The following is a 21341-nucleotide window of genomic DNA, read 5'->3' on the forward strand; positions in this document are numbered from 1 at the left end:
ATATAATAGGTTAATTTTTATATGGTCTATATTTCTTTATCTTTATAGTATTATTAAAATTTTTCACTTAAATTAAAAAAGTATCCTAATAAAAAACTGGTTCAAAACTTGCTGTGTTTAGTGATAAACGCTTTGACTGAGTTGCACTTGCGAATAAATTTAATGATTTGGAGAGTACATGTTTGATAATCAATCTATTCTGATCACAGGCGGTACCGGCTCGTTTGGGCAGAAATATACCAAAACTATCTTGGAGCGTTATAAGCCAAAAAGGTTAATCATTCTGTCAAGAGATGAACTTAAGCAATACGAGATGCAACAGGTTTATAACGATCCTTGTATGCGGTATTTCTTAGGTGATGTACGTGATGCAGATCGAATGCTGCAAGCGTTTAAGGATGTTGATTATGTTATTCACGCAGCAGCTATCAAACAAGTACCAGCGGCAGAATACAATCCAATGGAATGCATTAAAACCAATATTCATGGTGCAGAAAATGTCATTAAAGCTGCTATCGCAAATAACGTTAAGCGCGTCATCGCACTTTCTACTGATAAAGCTGCTAATCCGATCAACCTGTATGGCGCAACAAAGCTTGCGTCAGATAAATTATTTGTAGCAGGCAATAACATTGTCGGTGAAGGGCGTACACGTTTTTCTGCGGTACGTTACGGCAACGTAGTCGGTTCACGTGGCTCAGTAGTACCATTTTTTAAATCACTTATTGAGAATGGTAAAACCACACTTCCAATCACACATCCCGATATGACTCGATTTTGGATTACTCTCCAAGACGGCGTTGATTTTGTGCTGAAAAACTTCTCTAGAATGCAAGGTGGTGAGATTTTTGTACCTAAAATTCCTTCAGTACGCATTACTGATTTGGCAGAAGCCTGTGCTCCAGGAATGAAACAGGAGATTGTCGGTATTAGACCTGGCGAAAAAATGCATGAAATCATGTGTCCAGGTGATGACTCACACCATACTATCGAATTTGATGATCATTTTGTCATTACACCAAGTATTGCATTTTTTGGTAAAGACCATGATTACTATACGAATAAACTAGGTGAATCAGGTGAACTCGTGCAGTTAGGATTTGAATATCACTCAGGAAATAATCCAGACTTTCTATCCGTAGAACAAATAAAACAACTTGAGGATAATTAGTCATGATTCCTTATGGGCGTCAATCCATTTCACAGCAAGATATTGATGCCGTGACCGATGTTTTACAATCTGACTTTCTTACTCAAGGGCCGCAAGTACCTCGATTTGAAGCTAATATAGCCGCTTTTACACATTCGAAATTCGCAGTAGCAGGAAATAGCGCAACATCATTATTGCATGTCGCTTGCCTTGCCCTAGGTGTGACCTTTAAAGACACTGTCTGGACAAGTCCAATATCTTTTGTTGCTTCATCAAACTGTGCTGTTTACTGCGGTGCGACTATAGATTTTGTTGATATTAATTATGAAACAGCCAACCTTTGCCCAAAAGCATTGGCAAAAAAGTTATCACAGGCAGCATTAAATAATAGCTTACCTAAAGTTATTATAGCGGTACACATGGCTGGTCATAGCTGTGATATGCAAAGCATTGCGCAACTGGCTCGTCAGTATGGAGTTAAAGTCATCGAAGATGCTGCACACGCAATAGGTGGCAGGTATCTTGATTTCCCTATAGGTAGTTGCCAGTTTAGCGACATTACTGTTTTTAGTTTTCATCCCGTCAAAATTATCACTACAGGTGAGGGAGGCGTCGCAACGACTAATGACGCTAAACTTGCAGAAGCGATGAAACGTTCATGCAGTCACGGCATCACTAAGCAGTCTGAAGAGTTAATTAATTCGGATGAAGGTGACTGGTATTATGAACAACAATCATTAGGTTTTAATTATCGTATAACTGATTTACAGGCTGCTTTAGGCAATAGTCAATTATCATCGCTTGAGAGCTTCGTTGAAAAAAGAAATAGTTTAGCTAAACGTTATGTTGAACGATTAAAAAACACCAATGTTCAAATTGTATTACCTCTAGAAGAAACGGTTAGTGCCTATCATTTATTCATTGTTTTACTGCCCCAAAAAGTTGACCGTAAAGAAGTATTTAACGAAATGAGGCAAGCAGGAATAGGTGTGCATGTGCATTACATACCAATTCACCTTCAACCTTTTTATCAAGAGTTAGGTTTTACAAAAGGTGATTTCCCTCAAGCTGAGTCATATTATCAATCGTGCCTGACGCTACCCATTTTTCCAAGTTTAACCGAAATTGAACAAGACTTAATTTGCGAAAAACTCAAGGGGTTACTTAATTGAAAATAGCAATTATTCCTGCTCGTGGCGGTAGCAAACGAATTCCTAAAAAAAATATTCGTCACTTTTGTGGAAAGCCTATCATCGCCAGATCAATTGAGGCAGCTGTTGAGTCAGAGTTATTCGATCATGTGATTGTGTCGACTGATTGCTTTGAAATTGCAGAGATAGCGAGAAGTTATGGTGCAACGACCCCCTTTATGAGACCCGCTGAGTTATCTGACGACATGGCGACAACCCGTGTAGTTGTCAATCATACTATTAATTGGGTGATTGATAATGTGGGCAAGGTTGATCATGTTTGTTGTTTATATGCCACAGCCCCATTTGTTACAGCAGAGGCTTTAAAGCTGAGTTTTGACCAATTACTCAATATGGGGACCGATTTTTGTTTTAGTGTAACCAGTTTCGCTTCAGCGATTCAACGTGCCCTTTATATGGATGATTTCGGTCATGTAAAAATGTTTGCTCCTGAGCATCGACAAAGTCGTTCTCAGGATCTTATTGAGGCTTACCACGACGCAGGGCAGTTTTATTGGGGTAAGTCTGAGGCATTTTTAAGAGGCGATATTATGTATTCAGAGAAAGCGACTTCATATATCGTCCCAAGATACCAAGTTCAAGATATTGATACAGAAGAAGATTGGCTGCTTGCTGAGCGTTTATTTTTAGCTGGAAGCATGTGACACAGGTTTTAATCCGTACCGATAGCGGACAACATATCGGCAGTGGCCATATCATGCGCTGTTTGACTATAGCCAACTCATTGTCCAGAAAAGGGGCGACTGTCACTTTCTGTTGCCGTAACCATAGTGGTCATCAGGCTAAAGTTTTGGAAGGTTTTAATGTTTTACAGCTTTCTGAATCAGCGCAATATATCCAAGGCGATGGAGATTACCCTCATAGTCATTGGTTAGGATGCACTGAAGCGCAAGATGCCGAGGACACATTAGAAGCTGTCAAGCATAAAGGAATTAAACCTGATTGGATTATTGTTGATCATTTCTCTTTAGGTGCACAGTGGGAGTCACGAGTTGCAACAGAGACTCAATCTCAAATTGTTGTAATCGATGGTTTGAGAGATAGGCCTCATCAATGTCAGATGCTAATAGATCCTACTTTAAATAGTCGTCCTTGTTCGCCGAGTGACGGAAGAGTATATATAGGACCTTGGAACATACCGCTTCGTGAAGAATTTAGGGGTGTTAATCCGAGTTTAAGAACACAGCTTAAAAAGGTGTTTGTGTGTTTCGGTGGTGTTGATAAAGATGATGTAACAGGCCAAGTTTGCCAAGTGTTATTGCAGCGTTCACTTCGTCAGGAATTGGATAGAGTCGATGTGGTGGTGGGGGCTTCGTATCCCCATATTGAGCGACTCGAAGCTTTATGTCGTCAACATGCTAACTACTTGAACCTTGAGGTTCAATCTTCGCAAATATCGCAGTTAATGGAACAGGCCGACTTAGCAATAGGTGCTGGTGGCGGTATTTCTTGGGAGCGCTGTGCTGCTGCTTTACCCGCTTTGTGTTGGACGATTGCGGACAATCAATCTGTACCTAATGAACAATTAGCTAAGTTAAATGCAATCATGCACTTAGGTAAAGTAACTACGGCATTAGAACAACAGCTAGAATCGGCTATTTGGTCATTAATAAATCAACCTAATCAGCTGCAGTTAATGTCACAGAGTGCAAAAAAAGTGATGCAAGGATGGCAAAAAAGAAGTGTGTGGATGGCAGAGTTAATTAACTAAGTTATTCGTAATCAGGAATAAAAGAATATGAGTAAAAAGCGAGTGGTCATTATCGGCGGCGCAGGCAATGGTGCAGTCTTAGCTCAAATCATTATGGATATGCAGCGCGCGGGCGATGCAATAGAGCTAGTGGGTTTTCTTAATGACCATCATAGCGCTGGTGAGTTACTTTTCCACTGGCCTGTACTAGGGAAGTCTTCTCAGTGGCAAGAATTAGATAAAGATATCTTATTTGTATTCGCGCTATTAAGCGTGGGAAAAATGCGTGAGAGAGCAGATTTATTAAAATCTTTAGCTATTCCTTCGAGCAGGATGGCAACTTTAATCCATCCTAGTGCGATGATAGGTTTCGATTCTCAAATTGGCGCAGGGAGCGTGATTTGCTCACAGGTATCGATTCAGCCGCAGGTGAACATAGGCGAAAACGTCTTGGTAAGAGCGGGAGCTAATATTGGACATGATGTTCAGGTATCTGATTATGTTGATATTGGCCCGAATGTTTGTCTTTGTGGATATAGCAGTTTGTGCGAAGGTGTTCATGTTGCAGCAAATGCAGTTGTACGTGATGGGTTAAGCCTTGGTGCTTATTCAGTAGTTGGTGCAGGTTCAGCACTGTTAAAAGATGCTGGCGAAGGTTCGACTTGGTTAGGGAATCCTGCCCGCCGAGTTAGCTAAGTAAAAGGTGGTTAAATGTTCGAATTTAAAGGTAATCGTAATTATTTACATGGAACAGATTTTTATTTGTTCACTGTTGAGTATGCCAAGAAGAACTATCCAGAAGGAGCCAGACTGACACAACTTAGCTTTCGAAAACTTGCTCGTTTCCAATGTGAATTAATGACACAAAAACCTGAAACAGGAACAATTGTAGCAACAGGAAAATTCCATCTAACCGATGGGACTAAAGTCCCGTTTTGGTGGGTTGAAGGTAGTGCTTCAGTCGAAGGACGCTATGAGTTTGATGAAGATGGATTAGTTTCTAACGCACAGATGACAACTCATCCAGCAACAATCAATATGCTTAAACCTTCAGGAAACTATACCTGTATTGAAGTGCTCGTTGCCTTAACTAAGAAAATGCACAATGAGATCGCGCGACCAAGCAAAGGGAAGTGGTTATTTGGCCAACTAAACCTTACGAAAAGTTTACCGATACAGTATGAAGCAGCAGAAATTAGGCTTCAGTCGATGTTACATGACAAATTTTCGGTTTCTGAAGTATGGCTGGATGGACAATTAATGGGGCAAATTAGGTTTATCGTGGAGGGGCAATAATGGATATTGGCATAAAAGCGGTAGCAAGTTACATTCCGTCTACCGCAATTGATAATCTAGAGCAGGGGCGTCAATTTGGTGAATCTGCTGAGTTTGTTGAGTCTAAACTTGGCGCCCTTGTTTTACCTCGAAAAAGTCCGCAACAAGAATGTTCAGATTTATGTGTTGCAGCTATTGAACAACTAGTAAAACAGCAGCCCAGTTTTGAAAAAGACAAAATCGATGCTCTTATTGTTGTGACTCAAAATGGTGATGGTGAAAACATTCCTCACACAGCAGCCATAGTACAAGAAAAAGCAGGCCTGCCGAAAACAATAGCCGCTTTTGACGTGTCTTTAGGCTGTTCAGGTTATGTTTATGGTCTTTATATCATCAAAGGCTTACTGCAAGCTGCAGGGCTCAAACAGGCATTATTAGTGACAGCCGACCCCTATTCAAAAGTCATTGACCCTGCAGACAGGGTCACTTCAATGTTATTTGGAGACGCCGCAACCGCGAGTTGGATTGGTCATGAACCTGTTTTTAAACTGGGTTCTGTGCTGTTTGGAACTGACGGCAATGGAGCAGAAAGTTTGCAAACAAAACAAGGCATTTTGTCAATGAATGGCCGACAGGTGTTCAACTTTGCTTCGGTGAATGTGCCTAAACATATTAAAGCGTTGCTAGAAGGTAGCGAAATGTCTGAGGCTGATATTGATGCTTTTCTTATCCATCAGGGAAGCGCCGCGATTGTGGACACGATTGCGAGGCGTTTTAAAGACAAGAACCGCTTTATTAAAGATCTCAAAGATACTGGTAATACCGTTTCATCCTCTATTCCTCTTCTTATTGAAAAGCACGCGATGAGTAGTGAATGGAACAATATTGTGTTGAGTGGATTTGGTGTGGGTTTCTCCTGGGCCAGTGCATTAATTCATAGATAATAAGGAGGCCATTATGGTCAATTTAGAAGTAATTAAAAAAGCGCTAGAAGAATCTGGCGCAGTCGATCTTGAAGCGCTAGCACTTGATGTCACTTTCGAAGACGCAGGATTTGACAGTCTAGACATGTTTAATTTATTTGTGGAACTTGAGCAACTTACAGGCCATCAAGTTTCTGACGAAAAGGTTGATGAATTGACCACACCTGCTGCTTTGATTGCTTACTTTGATAGTTTAAATGACTGATTGGCTCCCGAAAAAGGCCATCATCATTGCTGAATTATCAGCCAATCATAATGGTAGCTTAGAAAGAGCTTGTGACACTATTAGAGCTATGGCAGCTTCTGGTGCCGATATTGTAAAGGTTCAAACATATCGCCCTGAATCATTATGTCTTGATATTGATAATGACTACTTTGGTAAGCGCAAAAAAGGCTTATGGAAGGGGAGGACGTTATGGAGTCTTTACCAAGAAGCCGCATTGCCTTATGAATGGCATCAGCCTTTACAAACGCTTACCCATGAGCTGGGGATGGAGTTTTTCTCAAGTCCATTTGACCTTGAAGGGGTGGACTTTTTAGAAAGCCTTAATGTGCCATATTACAAAATTGCCTCCTTTGAAGTTAACCATATTCCCCTGATAGAAAAAGCAGCACTAACAGGTAAGCCACTTATTATCTCTACCGGTGTTGCTGATGATAAAGATATCGAACTAGCCCTTAATACTTGCTTCAAGGCTGGTAACTTTAACGTTGCTTTACTTAAGTGCACATCTCAGTACCCAGCAAGCTTAAATGATGCCAATCTGAAGATGATCACCGATATGCAGCAAAGATTTAAGGTACCCATAGGATTGTCAGATCACACAATGGGCTCACTAGTCCCCATGACTGCAGTGAGCCTAGGGGCAAGAATCATTGAAAAGCACTTTACCTTAAATCGAAATGATGGCGGCGCCGATGGCGCGTTTTCTATGGAGCCCCATGAGTTTCGAGAAATGGTTGATCAGATCAGAGCTGTTGAGTCCTGTTTAGGTGAAGTGAGTTACAAAGTGACTGAAGAAGATAAACTACGCCGCCGTTCGCTCTTTTATTGCCGAAATCTATCCGCTGGAGAAGTGATTGGTGAAGAGGATATAAAAGTGCTGCGTAATGGTAGTGGCTTACAGCCTAAATATATGGAGCAGTTATTGGGTAAAGCCTTAGAACGCAGTGTAAAAGTGGGTGAACCTGTACTTGCAGATGACCTGCCGAATAAAGATGACTGGCAAAACTAGATACAGTAATGAAAGGATGTTTTTCCATGTGGACTGAACAGATTGAACTAATTAGCACAGATATGAAGCAAGCTGATTCCAAATATTTGCCTACCAGCTTTTGGCAATTTGGTGCTAAAGGTTTGCAGCAGGATATTGAAACCAATGGCATTGAGAACTTTCGGGGGCTGAAAAGTGCCTTGTCATTCTTTGTTCCTACCTATACTTTCCATGGTTGGGCATCATCACCTGCAAAATATCAGGAAATGATGACACTGTGCGAAACGCACTTATCAGGAAATCAAAAAGCAATCCTATCGATGCAGGACTTCTTGTCTGGTGAAAATCATGCAAGAAGTGATTTTCGAGTTTACAAAGCGAGCGATAGTAACAAAAAACCTTTCACTGATAACTTTAATGAAAGCTCAGTTGGCTCACCTGTTGAGCAATTTGAATTTGAAAATCGTAAGTTTAGTCGTTCAAGTTTAAACTATTTATTAGGTCTCAATTTTTTAAAGCAACAACTCGCTGGTGTACCTATTAAAAAAGTATTAGAAATTGGCGGTGGTTTTGGCTCGTTAGGTGAAATCCTGTTGAGTGATGAGCGAAATGACACTTTTTACTTAAATGTTGATATTGCACCCACTTGTTTATTTTCAACATACTATCTTCAGTCTATTTTCGGTCAAGATAATATTGCTGATTATAAAACCCTGACAACTTGTGATGACTTCTCACTAGAAAATCTATCAAGTCAGTTTCAAGGTGCGGTAATGTGCCCTTGGCAGCTTCCAAAAGTGACCGGTGAGCTGGATTTGTTTGTTAATTTTATCTCGTTTCAAGAAATGGAACCGGACATAGTTGAAAACTATTTGGGTCATGTGTCGCGATTAAACTGTAAATATGTGCTTTTAAGGAACCTAAGAGAAGGTAAGCAACTTGCCATTGATGGAAAACGAGCAGGTGTTAAAAAGCAAATTAAGGGAGAAGATTATGATGTTTTCTTACCTGATTATGAATTACTTGCCACCAATGTTCATCCGTTTGGCTTTGAAACCATAGACGGTTTTCATTCAGAACTGCGTCTGTATAAACGTAAGAGCTAAATCGGGAATTAAGAAAGGTTGGTATGGTCTCCCCACAAGTGAGTTTGGTTGACTTTAACCAAAGTTAACCAATTTTAACTAAATATTATTTATCAATATGTTACATTGAATTTGTTGTTTTTGACATTAACCAAAATTACTGTAAATTAGTCAAAATAGTTCCCTATGGCGGCACATAGGCGGCACAATATTTGAGGCTAAGTGATTATGGTAAAAGAATTAACCTTCACAAAACGTTGTTTTGAACAGCTAAAAATAGCCCCAAAACGCTATAGAATTGCCGATTTAGGCCTCAGAGACTCCGTAAACGGCCTAATTTTAGAAGTTATGCCATCAGGGAAAAAGTATTTTCGCTTTAGGCGCAAGCACTTAGGTAAAGACGTCACTGTTACAATAGGACTCTCCCCAGACATTACCATCGAACAAGCCCGTAAACAGGCTAAAACAATAGCGGTTAATATTGCTCAAGGGGTTAACCCTAACGAGTCAAAACGAGAAGCAAAACAAGCCCAAGCATTAGAAGATGCACTGTCCATAACGGTTGCTCAATTGTTTGATGCCTACGTTGCAGAGTTCACCATTAAAATTAAGTCAGGTGAGCGCCGTCAAAAATCCTTAGATGATGTTTATTCGATTTGGAATAAGCATATAAAAACGCGCATAGGTCATTTAAAAGCTGAAACCATTACGATTGTTGATGCTGATAACTTTATAAAACTCATCATCACCAAAAGTTCTGTCGCGATTCGCAATAAATGTTTAACGCTGCTCAAATCGATGTTTAGCGCCCAAAACCCCAATCCATTTTTCCATATCAAAAAACTCGCTGGTACTAAACGAGAACGTATTTTAAGTGAGCTTGAAGTTAGGCGATTGCTGCAAGCCCTAGAGCTTGAGTTACCTATCTATCGTGATGTTGTCATGATGCTACTGCTTACTGGTCAGCGTAAAAGCTGTGTGTTCAGTATGGAGTGGCGCGAGATTGATCATCAGCGGGGCATTTGGCTTATTCCGACCAGTAAAATGAAAGTTAAAAAGCCTCATGCTGTGCCACTCACTAAAGAAGCGATGGAAATTTTAACTAGGCGCAGTCAAGACGCTAATCAAGGCGAACGCTTTGTATTTCCCAGCGAGCGCAGTCAATCAGGCCATGTTATCGAAAAGGCAGGTAAGGGCAGTTTCTGGCATCGCATTACAGAGCGTGCAGAGCTTCGTGGAATAGAGAAAGGGGATAACGTCACCATACATGATTTAAGGCGCACTATAGCAAGCTGGAGCGTCATGCGTGGCGGTAATATCCAAACAACCAGTAAGTTATTAGGTCATAGCGATATTAGCATCACAGCCAGCACTTATGCTCATTTGGATATTGAACACGTTCGAGAAGAGTTAGGGATCACTACAGCACATTTACTTGGGACGTTTGAGGAAGAATCGAATGTTGATAGATTGGTGAGAGAGATAAAACAGCTCTCTCAAGAAGAAAAGAGAGAGCTGTTAGGTAAGATTGCAATCAACTAAAATAAATGTTTACACTGCTTTCACTAATTATGATGGTAAAAGGATAGGCTGTTTTATAAGCAATCTATTTTTGTATATTGGTCTTAACTTTTATCTAGTAATGTTTTCAAACATGTTAGGATCAATATCTAGCATCCTTGATTTAAATTTTTACAATTAATGCTAACAAATAAATCCTTCTGGATTGGATTATAATTTGTTCTCATCTCTTAACGGTATAATCTTATCATTTATTCTATTCACCTTTTTTATGTTGTCAAAGTTGTGTTTTGCTAAGCTTGATTTAACTAAATTTTTTAGGAGTTGTATTGATTTTTCAGAGGCGAAACTAAACTGATATTCAGACAATAACCTTTGATGTACACCAAATAAATAGAATGAGTTTTTACTCTCGTTGGCTATATAGTCATTTATATAATCAGCCCAACCATTAGGGCGGTTGGATATAATGAGTAAATTTAATAAATGCTTATGCAACATATTACTTTCAGCCTTAGCCCTATTTAAAAGTGTGGTTCCAATTTTTTGAGAGAATATATCTTTCTCAAACCATTTTATAATATTGGAAGGCGTTGAAGATACTACTTCTATTAGTCTTTTTTCTGGCTCTTTTGAAAAGTCTTGATTTAGCCCAAATCTAGCGCCACCAATTATAAAATAACCGTTCTTGCTGAGTGCTGGTGAAATAGATGTTAAAAAACTTGATAGTTGAGACCAAGAAAGTAATAACTCTTCTAATAGTTTATGTCGTGCTTTAAGGTTTCCATAGTTACTATTTCTAAGAGTAATAGCCCCTGTATGTATTGTTTTCATTAGTCTTAAGAATGAATATTCCTCTAGAATTTGAGTTATATCTTGTGTGAGAGGCTTAAGGTGGTTATATGATTTGTCAGCATAGCTATCCTTAATAGATGTCGGTAAGTCTGAGTTTAAAATGCCATTGGAAAGATCCTTATTAAGCTTATTTAAACCTTCTGAGGTTGGGTGCCATTGAAAATCATCGAAAACGTTAAAATCAGTAGGGAAATTACATTTATCTATAACAGTGTTTCTAATGATTTTTAAATCGTTAGTTACTTGGCTTATTGCATCAGTTCGTTTTCTATCTATTCCTGTATAAAACTCAATCATTTCAGGATAGTTAATGTAATTCATGTCGGATAGGATGTAAGAAGAAAACTCACTATTATTTAACATGCCATGAGCAGCAAAGTAGAACACCCAATAACTAAACTTAAAGTAGTAAAAACCTCCACTGAATGCAAAAATGTTATATTCACAAAAAATTTGAAAAATAACATTTATATCTAGATCTATTTCATTGTTTTCACAGAAATTAGTTAGTTCGTCAATAAATTCTTTTTCTGTAAATTGGTATTTTTTGTTTTTTATCATTAGCATACAGAAGTGACCAACTGTGTGTTCAGTATCAAGAAGGTCTGGGCGTGTTTTATATCTGGGTTTGAAACCTGCATTGAAAATATAACTCAAAACCCTGTTAATCATATCAGGTCTATTCACTGGGCTATCATCAAATTTGTCTTCAGATATTTTAAGAATAGTCAAACAGTTATATGGTGTGCGAGGTATATTGATCGCCTCAAGGTCAGAAATAACTTTATTTAACACTCTGTTTTCGTGTTCAATAAATTCTTCATTTATATTATATTGTTTAACTAAGCTCCTTACAGAGCTTCTTGGTAGCGCCCATAAGTAAATTTTTTCAAATTTTCGTTGGTTAAGTTGGTCTTCAGATTCCGCTAGTAAAGGGTGAACCTTAATTGTATTTAATATTACTATAGGAATAGAAATAAACATGTCATGAATAATGTTTATTATTTCTTCTGAGTTTTCAAGGACACATGATAACTCGTCAATTACAAGACATTCTAATTCAGAAGTGGTGAGTTTTGCTTCTTTTATTTTTCGGCTTATTACTTTATTTATATTGCCTTTCTTTGCCTGTAAAGATGAGGCGTCAAGGTATAACCAAAAAGATTTTTCAGAGTTTTCCCAAGCTGATTTACACAAATAGTGTGCCAATGATGTTAATCCATACTGCTGTGGCGCATGAATAATAACATCCTTGGGGTTATTAATGATTGAATTTATATCTATTTTGTTGCTTTTTTTTACTTCCTGTGAGGGGGTTCCTTCTGTAATATTGTATAGCTGAGGTTCAATCCATACATCATTATTATCTATGATCGCTGATAGTGAAGTTTTAAGGTTTTCTGATAAACGACACTTTATAGATAAATTATCTTCAACAGATAGATTAGATGTGATTTCTATCTTTGTATAAGATTTAGGTTTTATAACTTCTTCTGTAACTTCTTCTGTAATTTCTTCTAATGGATATACCTCTAATAAATGTTTAGAGCAAATAGCGTAATTTTTAGATTCACTTTTTTGTATGCAAATTATACCTACAACCTTATCTGAATCCTCACATATAACTGGCGAACCACTATACCCATTTGAAATAGGTTCTGGAGTGGTAAGACCTATTGTGCTAATTGAAGTAAGGGGGCTCTCAATTTTTATATTTCTTTTGACTGAAATGGAACTTATAGGTTCCCTAATTTTGCTTCTCATTATTCGACTGTAACCGATAACTTTAACAGTATTTATATTCTCTTTAACCTGAACATGTAAAGGTGGATGGGAGACTCCTTTAACATATAAAACCGCTAAATCTAATCCATTATCGTATTCATTAAGAATTATTTTAGGTTTTACCCCTTCAACTAACATACTCGAACCACAGTTGTTAACAACATGTCCGCATGTTGCGATATAAGCTCCTTCATTATCAGTTTTAATGACAAAGCCAGTCCCAAGTTTAGTATCTTCTTCGTTATAAATCGCTAGGATAGAGTTATCCATTTTTCATTCTCAATGTCATTTCTATTTGGATATTTGCACCAATTGAGCTTTTTGCTAAGATAAAACTCCCTTCTGCCCCAACTTTTACGCCTATTGTCACTTTTGTTGATTCTATATCAATGTCTTTTGCCATTGAGTTTAATGTCTGACCAATTGGCGAGCATACTCCAGAAATCAAAGATTGAATTTCACTTATTGAAGAGTCTACAATGCTACTATGTGAAATTAATTGTGCTTCGTCCTGAGAGACTTCTACTTCTACTTCGATACCATCCTTCAGCTTAATTATCTTGTTCATTTTTACTCCTTTCCATTTGAGATATGAATTTTTACTTTAAAGTATTATTCATTAAAATCAAGGGATAATCCTCAGTACAGTTATTGACAGGACTCCAAGTTAAATCAAGTGCACAAGCTGGGCTTGATTGAGTTAATGTCCATTCATGGACTCGGGTAATGATTTCTACTCCTAAAGCCACAATGCCTTTGAGCTGAGTAACAAACTCATCTCCGTAACGGTTGGTTTTGTATATGTAGCCTTGGTGGCTATCTAGTGAGTGATTGCTGGAATATGCAGGATATGGTCTCGGGATTTCAGTAATCATTGCTGGATTGCTTCCAGCACATAATGCAGGCATTGCTGAAACCGTTTCGAGATTGATTGCAGAAATTTCTGTAAATGGTTCTGCAATTCTTGAAAGGTAATTTTTAGTGAACCCTGCATGGTGTATAGGTTTTCTTGCAATATTGCCGTATGGACTCATAGCGCATTGATGTGCTGTAGCCTTAGTGTTTATGTAGGGTTTACAGGAATCATCGTTAACTATTGTTTTAGACTCATTGGTAGCCACTGTTTTAGTTATAGGGTGAGTAGATTGCTTTTTAAGTTGATATAACGGCCTGATAAGTTGGTCTTCACGTTTACAAAATACGCCACCCATAAGTTCGGTATATTTGCTCCAGTTAGACTCATCTGCTGCTTGTCGAACCGTTTCAACCCAATCTAAGCTTTCATCTGTAATGGCTGATAAACGTCTCAATTCCCGCCACTGTGTTACACCTACACCACCAATTTGCTGAAATTGGCGTATGCCCCAGCATGAAGCCCAAACTTTAATTCGCACTGCTGAAGTGGTTGCCTCCTTCCCGTATGAGTCATGTTCAATGCCTTCACCGTCAATACTTTTAGAAACATACTTAACTATGTAACCTGTTGCAGAACCTTTTTCAGGATCAATGTACTCAACTTTAAAACGGTGCTTTTTAGCGCCATTTTCATCACCATCTTCTTCAAAGCAATAATGCTCGAAGGTTTCTACCAGTCTGTCTTGATGTTCTGTTGGTACAAAATAGAGTAAGTGCCAATGGGGTGTACCGTCATGGTGGGGTTCGGCAATTCTGAAACCAAACGGGGTGATATTGTCACGGTTTAATGATGCTCTAATACGTTGGAAGGTGCGATTAAGATAATCCTGTCCATCAAGCGGAGTAGCGCCATTCCATTTAGGATTCTCGGCACCTGATTTTGAAAAGCTTCTATGGTATTTAGACGGAGTTGTCATGGTTAAAAATATTGCTGAATAGTCCATGTCTTTGGCGTAATCTTCAAAACCAAGGATGCGAACCATTAATTCTGCTTTTCTTATTTTGGGATTCGATACGTTTAAATCTGACAATTCAGCCAAACTCATTGAGTAATCATGCTCATTGGTGGCAATGGTATTTTCAAGTAACTCACGATTGTTTTGCCACTGGGTTTTGAAGTTGCTTACTGTTACGTTACTGGCATATATTCCCTTATATTTGTTTACTTGGTTTAGTAAGCGGGATACCGACTCAATTTGTCGGTTATGTTGTCTTCTTAATTTGGTTACCCACCAAGTATCAGTTGAAGCCCTTTTAATCACGCCAATTACCTTGCTTTGTTCTATCTCTGATAAGCAATCATTCTGTAAATTTGCAATAATAGCGTCACTAATTTGTGGTGGCTCTATTCCATAGGTTTTCACGTAATGGATAATTGAGCGATAACCTTTTTCTAAACCAAAATTATTAACTCTTGTCGCTATTTTAGAGCAAAGTTTTGCGTGTAATTTAGCCTTGGTTTTATAGTCCACTTCCTCAATGTTTACACTGCATCGTTGACCGTTAATACCTATTATTTTATCGATTTTTTTAGTGACATCGAGAATATAAAGATTGGATAATCTTCTTGTCGGAATACGCTTGTAACATCGCAGAATTGAAAACTTATGAACGTTAGGCAGACCGAAAAGTTTCTTTTTAAGCCACTCTTTATCATGGGGATGCACACTAGGCATTCTTAAGCCCTCCATGCTGTTTTAACCATTGATAGCCACGTTGATTTAAAGAACATTTCTGCCATTTCATACCCATGTCGTTACGAGTGCTTTCAGCCAGAAAGCCTTGCTGCTTGAGCTTGAATAAGGTGCGTTTTTGAAAGCTGCCTGAAAATGACTCATAACCAGTCATCTTGCCAAGGTCAGGGCAAATCTCTATGCACACTTCAATATGGTTGCCTTTCGACAACCATTCAATAAAGCTAATTTGTTCTTTGCTAAAAGTGGCCATTACTCACCACCTTTTTGTGCATTAATATCTCTGATTGCAGGAATGTAATTAGCTAATAGGGCAAGTATTTCAATTAGGGAATAATTAAGCAGTATGTTCATAAACCCTCCCATTGATGAAGTTTTCAACATCACTTTGACGGTACATGACTCGACGACCGACTTTGATAAAGTTAAGTGGGTATCTGCCAGTACAACGCCAAACGGAAAGGGTGCCAATAGTAACGCCCAAGAACTCAGAAACCTGAGAAGGGGTAAGTAGTAGATTATTCATGTTAACTCCGATTAGTTTGTGTTCGTCGGAGTGAACAATATGATCAAAGAGGAATAGGGTATGCGCTTGTCAGGCTCAAAAAGGTGTTTCTCAGGGTGAGAAACACCTTTTTACTTTAGGTTCTATTTTGACATTTTTGACTGATTTGAAGCATTATTTCGCTTCTTTCATAAACTTTAGATTCATTTTTAGGCGCTAATTGAGGTAATCGAATGCCACTATAGCCACCAACTCCAATAGGGCCATAATCTTCATCCCATTGCTCACCTGTATCCATATTTATTGCATAGTGATCATCTTGAGTTACATCAATTTTGTTTTCTTTAGCAAATAACGCCCAGGCATGCTGTTCAATAGGGTCTCTAGAGTTTTCAATTAATTCAGAGATTAAACTTCGATTAGGTTGCTGTAAGGCTGAGAGCTTTAACCATTGATTAAAGGGCTGCTTTTTGAAGTCACTATCATAGTCTTCCCCCCAATATTGATTGAGTAAGTGGAGTGTTTTCTCAGCATCTAAAAGGTAGCAGATTGATTTTTCGATTGAATTAGAATTATTTGCTTCAAAAATATCATCTATATTGGGAAAAGCTAAATCAGAAATAGTTACTTGAGAAATAAACCGTTCGAATGCTTGAGTAGGCTTTATCTGTTTCGCATAGTTATCTGCCCACTTTTTTTGGGTGTCGCCCATAGTTTGGCCTTTTAAGCTTTGCTCATACCAGTGTTGACTACTTTCACCTCCAGTAACTGAAGATAAATCATCTAGTAGCCATAAAAACTCCAAAAGCGTTGATTGTTTATCGCCTTTTATAGAACTCTGCTGTAACTCAGTAAAGAGGTTTTTAATGTCAATTTCGAATCCATTATAAGAAAACTTATTTACTGATTCATTTTCAAATCTGCTACTAGATTCACTGGAGTCCCTGCTGTCAAAATCATCATAGTTGGTAAGACTGTCAACATAGGTTAAGTAGTGTAGTGCTTGCTGATTGATTAGTGATGATTGCATACCAATAAGCGAAGCTAATTCATCACGTATTAAATTGGCAAGTTGAGTTGAGGCTGTTTCGGTTTGATTTAGATGGATTGCTTTGAGCTTACATCTCTCAAAGGCTATTAAAGGTTCTTTATTTGCTTGCTCTAATAGATTTGTAATTGATGATGTTTTTAAGGCTGCATAAGTTTTTTTACCTAGGTATGCGGCAATTAGTTCGAGGATTTGTGCTCTAGAAATCGTGCATTCAGGCAGTTTTTTTGCGCGTGAGGATACGTTATAAGTGTAAGTTGAAAGCATGTTCATAAATTAACTCCGCGGTTGAGTGCGAGGTGCATTAAAGCATTACCACATGCGATTACGGCGAGGCTTCTCAACCTAGTCATTTATGAAAAATTGGTTTTAAATTTTGATTTTAAACTTTCTTTTTTAGTGCCTGTTTTCACTCGCATGTAAGTGAGGCTGGCGCCTAATAAAGAATCTATATTAATGAGTAAATTGAATCAAGTTTATTTGATTTAATTTTGACTATATGCGATTGCTACTTATTTTCCGCAAGAAACCAACGGTATACGGTTTGAAACCCTTGGTAATCGCTTGTGAAAGGGTGATGAATTGTGTTGGCAAAATCATTAATTGATGGAAATAGGCGTTCCGTAGCTTGCTTTGGATTTGTGAAAGATTTCTTTGCATATAAGGTAAGAGCAAACTCTTTACGTTGGCGGTTTTTGCTGTGCCTAGTATTTTGCCCTTTTATTGAATGACTTTGAGCTGTTTCAATGATGCCTTTCTCAATGTTTATGTCTGATTGCAATGATTGATAGCTTTCATTTTTATCTATGAATTGCTGCTGCAAAAAAAGCTTAAACAGGTACTGTGAGTTTTTTGTCAGTCCAGCAATTTGGCAAGTCATAGCTGCGTGCAGTAGTTCATCAGTTTCTTGGGATACGGTATTTTTAAAAACTGATAACCCAGAAACGCCAGCACCTTCTAGAGCCTCAAAAAGCGAAGGTGAATTACCGAATACTCTGAGCTCGTTAATATCATCACAAGGTTCAGCATTTGAAAACTGTTCAAACATTTCAGTAAACACATTGATTAACTGTGACTGTTCGTCTGCCAAAGTCTGTTGGCTGTTATCAATTTGGGCTAGAGTTTTAGCGAGTGTTTCTTCAGTTATATCATCAGGAAGGCTTTCTTTTAATGCTGAAGGTGATGAAGATAAAGATTCGAGAGTAACGAATTTTTCCAATAAATCTTGATTATCAACAGTGCTATTTTCTTTAGAGGTAAGAATTGCTAACAGTTGTTCTTTTTGTTCAGCAGGCATTTCACTGAACATTTTGTTAAGCGATTCATCTGTGATTTTATTGTGATTACTACTTGATGAGGTGTCATCCATCACGTTTAATTTCCATATTTTTGTTTGATACAAAACTATTAGAAATGAAGCAAAAAGTCTATAACTGAGATGAACTGAGTAAAACAGAGGTTTTTAAGAAAGGTAAGAAAAAAAGTAGTAATTAGGGGGTGTTCTATGGCGGCACATAGGCGGCACAATTTTTAGGTATTTTTGTAAGTAATTGATAAATCTATATAAAAGAGGTGTTATGGTCTCCCCACAAGGACTCGAACCCTGATCGGCCGCTTAGGAGGCGGCTGCTCTATCCTGTTGAGCTATAGGGAGACTTTACTAATTATACAAGTTTTACCTTTGATTAAAAGCGTTTAAATTTAGTTGCTTAGTCCTTAGCCACTTCTAATATCATTTCCTTATCGAATCAATGATTATTATAGCTTTTCCCCGAAAATGTGGGCAAACCAAACCTGTCAAGATCAGCAGACTAGTAGGTTAATATTCAAATATGTATAAGCTAGTGAATGGTTAAGCTTGCTGGAGTACTTGCTCCAAATAATTTTTAGCTGAAATGCTATCAGGGTTAATACTTAACACTTGTTCAAAAGCTGACTTCGCTCCCCCAAGTTGACCAATTTTAGCAAGAAAAATTCCAAGCTTAAGTAAAGTGCCTTCGTCCGTCGGGTATTTATCTAAATAATCAAGATAGGTATCAAGTGCTTGTTGATTATTGCCTTGTAGCGAGAAAATATGAGCAAGTTGAGGGAAGTATTCATCGCTGTAAAGTGAAAGGCTTTTGATGGTTTGTTCTGCAAGATCAAGTTGATGAAGCTTTAAAGCCACCAATAACAGTTGTTTGAGCTCTAACTCTGTTCTATCTGCCTTTTCAATTTGTAATAAAGACTGCAACGAAGATTCAAAATCTTTTTCAATGAAATAAATATAATGTTCAGCAAGGAGGAGTAGCCTTGCCGCAAAAGCATCTTTTTCGATTAAAGGTCTAATACTATTAATCAGTAAAGTTAGCCCTTTTATATTGTTATGCTTCTTTAAGTCCAGAATTTTGGCTAATGTATTATCTAAATTCTGATTGGTTTTTTTCATGGCAAAATATGGATGAGAAAAACTAGTTAATTGTTCTTGATATTGCTTTTTTGATTCTGCTAATTGTTCTGATTCTTTTGCTGATAATGTATCCAAAGAAGTTGCATTGAGTTTTTGTTCCAATAACCATACTCGACCTGGTTGATTGTATTTATTCCAGCCAATGGTAAGCAGCTCAATGTTGGGCTGAACTTTAGTTTCTTCACGTCTAATTCTAATAGTCTCTATCGATGTTTCTGTCAGATTTTGTAGCTTTTGAGTGATGACTTCATATGCGCTGTAATACAACTTTGTCATCTTAAGCATATGTTGTTCAGACCAATCTTGTTTTTTTTTGGTGGTCAGAAACTGAGAAAACTCAAAATAGCCAAACACTTTAATCGACATGTTATAGCGATTAAACTTCTTATTGATTTTAGTTTCAATGCTATCTATTTCTTTAACTTTACCTTGATATTCAATGGATTCAGGTTTAAGTTTTCTCGCTGAGTTAGTCAAATTTAATGCTTTTTGGGACAGCTTTTTAATGCTGACAAAAGCATTTTTAGCATCGATGACTTCAGTTTCTAATGTGCTAAGAAAGCTTGATTCATTATCGGTATTCGACGGTATCATTGCCAATAATTGAGCAGGAGAACATTGTGCAGATACAATATTAATATCGTTGAAGTTTTTATAAGCAACGCCTTTTATTTTGGCAGCGTGTTCTGAGAGGTTAATAATTTTAACATTAGGAAATTGCGAAGCTTCTTCTTCAAGCCCTTGAGCTGCGTATAGTAATTGAATCGGTGTCTCAGCTATTTGCCCTGAATAGGTTTCAACCCACTCGTGGATTTTACTGTTTTTACTGCCTGCACTGGCTTCAAGGCTACCTTTAGCATGAGTAACCCCAGTTGGAGAATGACAAAAATCAACGCCGGTTAATAATACTTGTTCAAACCCCATTTCTATAGCGATTCTGATGGCACTGTTTGTGACTGTTGGTCCGATGGTCAGAATATTATCTGTTTCAATCCAAGGTAACTGATCTCCCAAGAACAATGATTTACCTTGCCATTGAGCAAGAATTCTATGATTGACATGATGTGAATTGATGAACAGGCTTTCTCCTGCTAATTTCATCATGTCACGATTCACTTCAAAGCTCGTATCTTGGGGATCAACTGAAACAATAATATGTGCGGGAATACCAGCTTGGGAGAGTTTTGCTGCAAATCTTGAAACGGTAAAGATAAAGAGTTGTTGATAGTTTTCTTTTATCCACTCTAGGTGTAGATCCAGTGACGGGCCACCACCAATGACAATGGCGGTTTTACCAAGAAACTTATTTTTTAATAATGATGCAGGTAACTGGTTTTCAACCACGTTAAACATCTGCTGTTCAAAAAAAGACTTTTGGTTAAAGTTGGTTTTATGTGAAATAGAGTGTTGATTTATGGTTCGATAAGCTTGGCTGTATAACGTTGAATACTCCTCTATCACGCCTGATGAAGCCGCTAGTGAAAGAGTCACAGCAATCTGGTCTTTAATAAAGTATAAGTCGTCTTCTGCAGATTCAATATGGTGTGTTAACTCATCAAAACTGATGACTTTTAGGTAATCCTGTTGCTCTGTAGGTATCTCAATGTTGAGCATGTTCATCACTTCTGGTAGTTCAACAAAAATGTATTTACTGCCATCAGTTTTTGGCGCTTCCAGAATGTAATTTACCAATAATCCAGAATCTAAGCCCAGAACAATATGTAGGGTGTCTTTAGCAAAAATATCTTGTTTAAATTTTTGTTTAAACGCAGTTGTCGAATCCACTTTCTCAAAGGTATTACGATTAACACTCGGTAAGTAATATTCGCCAAATTGACTAATTGAAAATTGATTATTAAATACTGAGCTAGATCTTTCCATTGTTTGTAAGCCTTTTCTTTTAGTAGCAAATCGCAAATTATCTTTTAATAATTTGACCTATATATCAGGGTTTTACTTCA

The 21341-nt window shown here is 37.8% G+C and carries 19 protein-coding genes and 1 tRNA gene; 11 read left to right on the forward strand and 9 right to left on the reverse strand.

The genetic code is table 11. The features are described 5' to 3' along the window. Nucleotides 1-178 precede the first annotated feature (178 nt). The 11 genes from pseB (at nt 179) to BCU84_RS15465 (ending at nt 10150) form a co-directional block, all read left to right on the forward strand. Nucleotides 179-1171, forward strand: coding sequence for a UDP-N-acetylglucosamine 4,6-dehydratase (inverting) (gene pseB, locus BCU84_RS15415; protein ID WP_102528964.1), 993 nt, complete (start codon nt 179-181; stop codon nt 1169-1171). 2 nt (nt 1172-1173) lie between these two features. Then, nucleotides 1174-2322 (forward strand): UDP-4-amino-4,6-dideoxy-N-acetyl-beta-L-altrosamine transaminase, encoded by a 1149-nt coding sequence (pseC, locus tag BCU84_RS15420; RefSeq protein WP_102528965.1) that lies wholly within the window; start codon nt 1174-1176, stop codon nt 2320-2322. Beyond that, complete coding sequence (gene pseF / locus BCU84_RS15425; RefSeq protein ID WP_102528966.1) at nt 2319-3005, forward strand: pseudaminic acid cytidylyltransferase; 687 nt, start codon at nt 2319-2321, stop codon at nt 3003-3005. The genes pseC and pseF overlap by 4 nt, the downstream gene beginning before the upstream one ends. Beyond that, nucleotides 3002-4072 (forward strand): UDP-2,4-diacetamido-2,4,6-trideoxy-beta-L-altropyranose hydrolase, encoded by a 1071-nt coding sequence (pseG, locus tag BCU84_RS15430; protein WP_157936233.1) that lies wholly within the window; start codon nt 3002-3004, stop codon nt 4070-4072. The genes pseF and pseG overlap by 4 nt, the downstream gene beginning before the upstream one ends. A 27-nt stretch (nt 4073-4099) precedes the next feature. Next, nucleotides 4100-4747, forward strand: coding sequence for a NeuD/PglB/VioB family sugar acetyltransferase (locus BCU84_RS15435; protein WP_102528968.1), 648 nt, complete (start codon nt 4100-4102; stop codon nt 4745-4747). A 15-nt stretch (nt 4748-4762) separates the two neighbouring features. After that, the gene (locus BCU84_RS15440; protein ID WP_102528969.1) at nt 4763-5347 is read left to right on the forward strand and encodes a hypothetical protein; all 585 of its coding nucleotides are present in this window, start codon (nt 4763-4765) and stop codon (nt 5345-5347) included. After that, nucleotides 5347-6270, forward strand: a complete 924-nt coding sequence (locus BCU84_RS15445; RefSeq protein ID WP_102528970.1) for a ketoacyl-ACP synthase III — start codon at nt 5347-5349, stop codon at nt 6268-6270. The genes BCU84_RS15440 and BCU84_RS15445 overlap by 1 nt, the downstream gene beginning before the upstream one ends. Nucleotides 6271-6283: 13 nt before the next feature. After that, complete coding sequence (locus BCU84_RS15450) at nt 6284-6514, forward strand: acyl carrier protein (protein WP_102528971.1); 231 nt, start codon at nt 6284-6286, stop codon at nt 6512-6514. Then, complete coding sequence (pseI, locus tag BCU84_RS15455) at nt 6507-7544, forward strand: pseudaminic acid synthase (RefSeq protein WP_102528972.1); 1038 nt, start codon at nt 6507-6509, stop codon at nt 7542-7544. The genes BCU84_RS15450 and pseI overlap by 8 nt, the downstream gene beginning before the upstream one ends. 26 nt (nt 7545-7570) lie before the next feature. Continuing rightward, on the forward strand, nt 7571-8629 hold the full coding sequence (locus tag BCU84_RS15460) for a putative sugar O-methyltransferase (protein WP_157936234.1): 1059 nt from the start codon (nt 7571-7573) through the stop codon (nt 8627-8629). Between the two features lie 207 nt (nt 8630-8836). Then, nucleotides 8837-10150, forward strand: coding sequence for a site-specific integrase (locus BCU84_RS15465; RefSeq protein WP_102528974.1), 1314 nt, complete (start codon nt 8837-8839; stop codon nt 10148-10150). A 189-nt stretch (nt 10151-10339) separates the two neighbouring features. Here BCU84_RS15465 and BCU84_RS15470 read toward each other — a convergent pair whose 3' ends face one another. The 9 genes from BCU84_RS15470 to BCU84_RS15510 form a co-directional block, all read right to left on the reverse strand. Beyond that, a complete protein-coding gene (locus tag BCU84_RS15470) occupies nt 10340-13039 on the reverse strand; it encodes a serine protease (protein ID WP_102528975.1) in 2700 nt (899 codons plus the stop codon). Next, nucleotides 13032-13337 (reverse strand): CU044_2847 family protein, encoded by a 306-nt coding sequence (locus tag BCU84_RS15475; protein ID WP_102528976.1) that lies wholly within the window; start codon nt 13335-13337, stop codon nt 13032-13034. The genes BCU84_RS15470 and BCU84_RS15475 overlap by 8 nt, the downstream gene beginning before the upstream one ends. Nucleotides 13338-13368: 31 nt before the next feature. Then, nucleotides 13369-15360: a replication endonuclease gene (locus tag BCU84_RS15480; RefSeq protein ID WP_102528977.1), complete on the reverse strand. Its 1992-nt coding sequence runs from the start codon at nt 15358-15360 to the stop codon at nt 13369-13371. Continuing rightward, on the reverse strand, nt 15353-15631 hold the full coding sequence (locus tag BCU84_RS15485) for a hypothetical protein (RefSeq protein WP_102528978.1): 279 nt from the start codon (nt 15629-15631) through the stop codon (nt 15353-15355). The genes BCU84_RS15480 and BCU84_RS15485 overlap by 8 nt, the downstream gene beginning before the upstream one ends. A gap of 84 nt (nt 15632-15715) precedes the next feature. After that, on the reverse strand, nt 15716-15904 hold the full coding sequence (locus BCU84_RS15490) for a helix-turn-helix domain-containing protein (RefSeq protein WP_102528979.1): 189 nt from the start codon (nt 15902-15904) through the stop codon (nt 15716-15718). A gap of 115 nt (nt 15905-16019) precedes the next feature. Further along, nucleotides 16020-17204: a hypothetical protein gene (locus BCU84_RS15495; RefSeq protein WP_102528980.1), complete on the reverse strand. Its 1185-nt coding sequence runs from the start codon at nt 17202-17204 to the stop codon at nt 16020-16022. A 235-nt stretch (nt 17205-17439) separates the two neighbouring features. Beyond that, nucleotides 17440-18300 (reverse strand): hypothetical protein, encoded by an 861-nt coding sequence (locus BCU84_RS15500; RefSeq protein ID WP_102528981.1) that lies wholly within the window; start codon nt 18298-18300, stop codon nt 17440-17442. Nucleotides 18301-18509: 209 nt separating this feature from the next. Continuing rightward, nucleotides 18510-18585, reverse strand: a tRNA-Arg gene (locus BCU84_RS15505). Nucleotides 18586-18783: 198 nt separating this feature from the next. Beyond that, on the reverse strand, nt 18784-21261 hold the full coding sequence (locus BCU84_RS15510; RefSeq protein WP_102528982.1) for a 6-hydroxymethylpterin diphosphokinase MptE-like protein: 2478 nt from the start codon (nt 21259-21261) through the stop codon (nt 18784-18786). Between the last annotated feature and the right edge of the window lie 80 nt (nt 21262-21341).

It is taken from the genome of Shewanella sp. 10N.286.51.B7 (genome assembly GCF_002873615.1).
GTDB classification, from domain to species: Bacteria; Pseudomonadota; Gammaproteobacteria; order Enterobacterales; family Shewanellaceae; genus Shewanella; species Shewanella electrodiphila.

Bases quoted from the DNA above. Each gene is read 5' to 3' on its own strand.
- pseB (WP_102528964.1), top strand. From the start codon at position 179: ATGTTTGATAATCAATCTATTCTGATCACAGGCGGTACCGGCTCGTTT.
- pseC (WP_102528965.1), top strand. From the start codon at position 1,174: ATGATTCCTTATGGGCGTCAATCCATTTCACAGCAAGATATTGATGCC.
- BCU84_RS15435 (WP_102528968.1), top strand. From the start codon at position 4,100: ATGAGTAAAAAGCGAGTGGTCATTATCGGCGGCGCAGGCAATGGTGCA.
- BCU84_RS15440 (WP_102528969.1), top strand. From the start codon at position 4,763: ATGTTCGAATTTAAAGGTAATCGTAATTATTTACATGGAACAGATTTT.
- BCU84_RS15445 (WP_102528970.1), top strand. From the start codon at position 5,347: ATGGATATTGGCATAAAAGCGGTAGCAAGTTACATTCCGTCTACCGCA.
- BCU84_RS15450 (WP_102528971.1), top strand. From the start codon at position 6,284: ATGGTCAATTTAGAAGTAATTAAAAAAGCGCTAGAAGAATCTGGCGCA.
- pseI (WP_102528972.1), top strand. From the start codon at position 6,507: ATGACTGATTGGCTCCCGAAAAAGGCCATCATCATTGCTGAATTATCA.
- BCU84_RS15460 (WP_157936234.1), top strand. From the start codon at position 7,571: ATGTGGACTGAACAGATTGAACTAATTAGCACAGATATGAAGCAAGCT.
- BCU84_RS15465 (WP_102528974.1), top strand. From the start codon at position 8,837: ATGGTAAAAGAATTAACCTTCACAAAACGTTGTTTTGAACAGCTAAAA.
- BCU84_RS15470 (WP_102528975.1), bottom strand. From the start codon at position 13,039: ATGGATAACTCTATCCTAGCGATTTATAACGAAGAAGATACTAAACTT.
- BCU84_RS15475 (WP_102528976.1), bottom strand. From the start codon at position 13,337: ATGAACAAGATAATTAAGCTGAAGGATGGTATCGAAGTAGAAGTAGAA.
- BCU84_RS15480 (WP_102528977.1), bottom strand. From the start codon at position 15,360: ATGCCTAGTGTGCATCCCCATGATAAAGAGTGGCTTAAAAAGAAACTT.
- BCU84_RS15485 (WP_102528978.1), bottom strand. From the start codon at position 15,631: ATGGCCACTTTTAGCAAAGAACAAATTAGCTTTATTGAATGGTTGTCG.
- BCU84_RS15490 (WP_102528979.1), bottom strand. From the start codon at position 15,904: ATGAATAATCTACTACTTACCCCTTCTCAGGTTTCTGAGTTCTTGGGC.
- BCU84_RS15495 (WP_102528980.1), bottom strand. From the start codon at position 17,204: ATGAACATGCTTTCAACTTACACTTATAACGTATCCTCACGCGCAAAA.
- BCU84_RS15500 (WP_102528981.1), bottom strand. From the start codon at position 18,300: ATGGATGACACCTCATCAAGTAGTAATCACAATAAAATCACAGATGAA.
- BCU84_RS15510 (WP_102528982.1), bottom strand. From the start codon at position 21,261: ATGGAAAGATCTAGCTCAGTATTTAATAATCAATTTTCAATTAGTCAA.